At 59.5% G+C, this 3,768-nt stretch carries 4 protein-coding genes and 1 pseudogene; 3 read left to right on the top strand and 2 right to left on the bottom strand.

The genetic code is table 11. The annotated features are described in order from the left end of the window. A pseudogene (locus EOC94_RS33060) lies at positions 1-401 on the bottom strand (mandelate racemase/muconate lactonizing enzyme family protein); the annotation flags it as partial. A gap of 26 nt (positions 402-427) precedes the next feature. Beyond that, entirely contained in the window at positions 428-1,273 is an 846-nt protein-coding gene (locus EOC94_RS33055) for a LysR family transcriptional regulator (protein WP_127295812.1), read from the bottom strand. 181 nt (positions 1,274-1,454) lie between these two features. On the opposite strand from EOC94_RS33055, the gene EOC94_RS33050 reads away from it, so the two are divergent. The 3 genes from EOC94_RS33050 to EOC94_RS33040 all read left to right on the top strand — a co-directional run. Continuing rightward, the gene (locus tag EOC94_RS33050) at positions 1,455-2,363 is read left to right on the top strand and encodes an NAD(P)-dependent oxidoreductase (protein ID WP_127295810.1); all 909 of its coding nucleotides are present in this window, start codon (positions 1,455-1,457) and stop codon (positions 2,361-2,363) included. Positions 2,364-2,389: 26 nt separating this feature from the next. Beyond that, positions 2,390-3,163 carry a class II aldolase/adducin family protein gene (locus tag EOC94_RS33045; protein WP_127295808.1) on the top strand — a complete coding sequence of 258 codons (774 nt, stop codon included), beginning with the start codon at positions 2,390-2,392 and terminating at the stop codon, positions 3,161-3,163. A gap of 133 nt (positions 3,164-3,296) precedes the next feature. Continuing rightward, a partial coding sequence (locus tag EOC94_RS33040) for an NAD(P)-dependent oxidoreductase (RefSeq protein ID WP_281032985.1) occupies positions 3,297-3,768 on the top strand: 472 nt, incomplete at its 3' end.

Raw genomic sequence — 3,768 nt, 5'->3', positions numbered from 1 at the left:
GTGCGGATGCGATCCCTGCAGGCCCCGAACAGATGATGCAGCGGCCGGTCCGCGCTTTTGCCGACCAGATCCCAGCATGCCGTGTCGAGCGCGGAAAGGGCCGAGATTGTGACGCCGGCATAGCCAGTCGGATTGATTTCAGACCAGATGGCTGAATTGATCGCCGTCACATAGTGGGGATCCTGGCCCACAATGCGATGCGAAAAGCCGCGGACCATCTCGTCGAACGCTTTGAGCCGGACGGCGTTCAACGTGAAGATATAACTTTGGCCCACCAGTCCGACATCGGTTTCCAGATAAACGAGCAGGCAACCGACCGAGCGCATATTATGAATGGCGGTGGTGATCGGCTTCGCAAAAGGCACGTCGGTCAGTCGGGTCTTCAACGCTGTGATTTTCATGATATTTCTTTGAGCAGGTTGAGAGTTCAGACGATCGCGTCGCGCAAGGCATCGACAGCGGTTTTGACGGAATCTGGCGCTATGACATCGATGCGAAAGGCAACAAACACCGTCCGCTGAAAGCGAGGCGCGCCCTCAACCACATGCAAGCGACCAGACTGGATCAGCGGCGCCACGGACTCGGCCAGGAAATATCCGGAGCCGCTATTGGCCAAGATATGATCCATGGCTACTGCGGAACTGCGGATCGTGAGCTTGTGGCTAAAGACGCCGGGAAAATGCATGCTGTGCTGGGCCCGGAACGTCTCCCCCCAATCGACGAAGACGTAGCCGGGAACAACCCCGCTTTCGACCGCACGCGGCTTTGTCGAGACCATCACGAGTTCTTCGCTGATAAGCGGCTCGATTCGTGCTTCCGCGCAGTGACGCGGATCATAGAGGACGGCAATGTCGAGCAGGCCGGCTCGCAGTTTCTCCATCAGAACATCCGAGCGCTCGCTGATGGCGCTTGCAACACCGTCGGGCAGGGCCTTTGCCATGCGTTCCAGCCAGCCAGGCACGACGCGGGGCCAATGGTTGTCCTCGACCCCCAGTGTCACGAAAGCATTCAGGCCTTCCGGCAACGTGGCGACCTGCTGCCCGCGCTCCCAGGCCCGCGCGATGTTGATCGCGCTTGAGTGGAACTGGTGCCCACCCGTCGTCAGGGCAACTCCGTTGCGCTTGCGATGAAACAGCTGGCGATTCAGGCGACGTTCGAGTGCCTTGATCCGCGCGCTAATCGTCGACTGAGTGACATTCAACTGGTCAGCGGCGTGCTGGAAGCTGCCAGTCGAGCCGACCTCCAGAAATGCCCTGATATGCTCGATATTCACTCAAAAGCTTCCTTAAATCGAATTCTTCGATACGACTCGATAATTATATTCGTTTGCCACGTCAATGCGGGTGAGAAAGAGTGGCATTGCGGGTCCAGTCACGACAGCGCCAACTGGAGCTACGCCAAAATCGGTCGGCACGTCGTAGTCGACGCACAGCTGCCACTGAACGGAGACATCTATGCGGATTGCATTTATCGGTTTGGGCAACATGGGCGGGCCGATGGCCAGCAACCTGGCGCGCGGCGGCTACAAGCTTTCCCTTTTCGACCTAGATTCCAACAAGGTCGATGCCGTCCGGTCGACAGCAACGGCGGCGGGCAATCAGGCGATCTCCACGGCCGCGACCGCGGCCGAGGCCGCCCGCGGTGCCGATATCGCATTCACCTCCCTGCCAAACCCGAAAATCATCGAGTCTGTGGCGCTCGGGGAAGAAGGCATTGTTGCCGCGTTGCCGAAAGGTGCGGCGTGGATAGATCTCTCAACGAACAACCTTGAATGCGAACGCCGCATCCGCGCGGCCGCCGAGGCTCGCGGGATCGACTTCCTCGATGCTCCGGTCTCCGGCGGCATTGAAGGTGCCGCCGCAGGGACGCTGATGATCATGGTCGGCGGCGACGCCCAAGTCTTTGAACGCTGCAAGCCGGTCTTGGACAAGATTGGCAACCGGGTCATGCACCTCGGGCCTCATGGAGCCGGCTACGTCGCCAAGATTGCGCAGGTCGTGCTCTGCTATCTCAACTCAGTGGCCCTTAGCGAGGCTCTCATGCTGGGGGTAAAAGGTGGCGTTCCCGCTGATACGATGCTGGGGATCATCCAGGGCAGCACCGGGGCGAGCTACGTCGCCAACCGGTATGGGCCGGCAATCCTGGACGGCAGCTACGACCCGGGCTTTGCGCTCGGACTTGCCCACAAAGACATGGCCCTGACTCTTGAGCTCGCAGGATCAGTCGGAGCCATGCTGCCGATGTGCGAGCAGGTTGAGGCGGTCTACAAGAAAGCCGTCGACAAATACGGTTTCGATCAAAACCACCTGATGGCCGTAAAGCTCCTGGAGGAGCAAAACGACACATTCCTCCGTTCCACCTGACAACGTCGCAAGTGAAAGGACCAACAATGGCAAAAGAGATGAAAGCCGAGGACTTCAGCGTCCAGGGCGGCCATGCCAACATTTCCAAGGAAGAATGGGAGGCGCGTGTCGACCTCGCTGCCCTGTATCGCCTCGCCAACATGTACGGCTATGACGATCTGATCTGGAACCACATCACGATGCGTGTCCCGGGGACCGACCATCAGTTCCTGCTGAACCGGTTCGGCTTGCTTTACAATGAGGTGACGGCATCCAACCTGATCAAGGTCGACGAGCAGGGAAAGGTCCTCTACGGACCGCCGGACGTCAACACCGCAGGCTTTGTCATCCATTCGGCAATCCACAACACCCATCACGACATGAAGGTCGTGTTCCACAGCCACGCGCCGGCAGGCCTCGCCATCACCGCGCTGCAGGATGGCCTGGAGTTCCTGACGCAGGACGGCTCGATGCTCTGGGGCGACATCGGCTACCACGACTGGGAAGGCCTGTCGCTGACCCTCGAGGAGCGGGATCGCCTCGCCAAGAACATTGAAGGCAAGAAATGCCTGATCATGAAGAATCACGGGTTCCTGGCGGTCGGTGCCAACGCTGGCGAAGCATTCATGAACCTGTATTACACCGTCCGCGCGTGCCGGGTTTTGATCGACGCCTATTCCACAGGCCTCAAGCTCGACAAGAGCCGTGAAGACATCTGGCGGCTGGCGCATCGTCAGTATGACGATTTCCCGCTCGGCAAATATGAATGGCCGGCACTGTTGCGCCAGTGCGATCGTGTCGATCCATCGTATCGATACTAATCTGCCATCTGGAACCTCGGCCGACGCTAGCCGAGGTTTCCAACGATTTGTCTGCAGAGCCTTGCACGGCGGTCGAACGGCCGGCCGTCCCTTCCGTGCGGGCTGTTTCTTCTCCAACGTGGCACCCGATCTCATGACCATCCTGCTGAACAACCATGGCTACGACAATGAAAGCTGGCGAAGAGAAATCAGCCGTCAGCTTCCTGAATTGCCTGTCAAAGTGTTCGGCGAACCCATCGATCCCGACGAGGTCGTTTATGCGATGGTCTGGAACCATCCGGCCGGTGACCTGAACCGCTATCCGAATCTCAAAGCGATTTTCTCCCTCGGCGCCGGCGCCGAGCATTTCGTGGCAGATCCAAGCCTGCCCGATGTTCCCGTGATCCTGCTCGCCGACCCGGCCGTCGCCCGTGACATGGCTGCCCACGCCCTATACTGGGTCCTGACCTTTCACAGGCGGTACGCGGATTACCGCTCCCAACAGAAAGAGCGGGTCTGGCATCGCAAGCAGATCGTCCCCACGAGAGCGTTTCGGGCGGGCGTGTTCGGCCTGGGTCGCATCGGCACGGAAGTCGCCAACCGCATCCGCGATTTTGGCTACGCCG

Origin of the sequence: Mesorhizobium sp. M6A.T.Ce.TU.016.01.1.1, from assembly GCF_003997065.1 — a bacterium.
GTDB lineage: Bacteria > Pseudomonadota > Alphaproteobacteria > Rhizobiales > Rhizobiaceae > Mesorhizobium > Mesorhizobium mediterraneum.
The sequence above is the reverse complement of the archived record's forward strand: the minus strand, read 5'-3'. Positions and strand labels throughout refer to the sequence as shown.

What these genes read in the sequence shown, in the direction of transcription:
- EOC94_RS33050 (WP_127295810.1), top strand. Translation starts at nt 1,455, where the DNA reads ATGCGGATTGCATTTATCGGTTTGGGCAACATGGGCGGGCCGATGGCC.
- EOC94_RS33045 (WP_127295808.1), top strand. Translation starts at nt 2,390, where the DNA reads ATGGCAAAAGAGATGAAAGCCGAGGACTTCAGCGTCCAGGGCGGCCAT.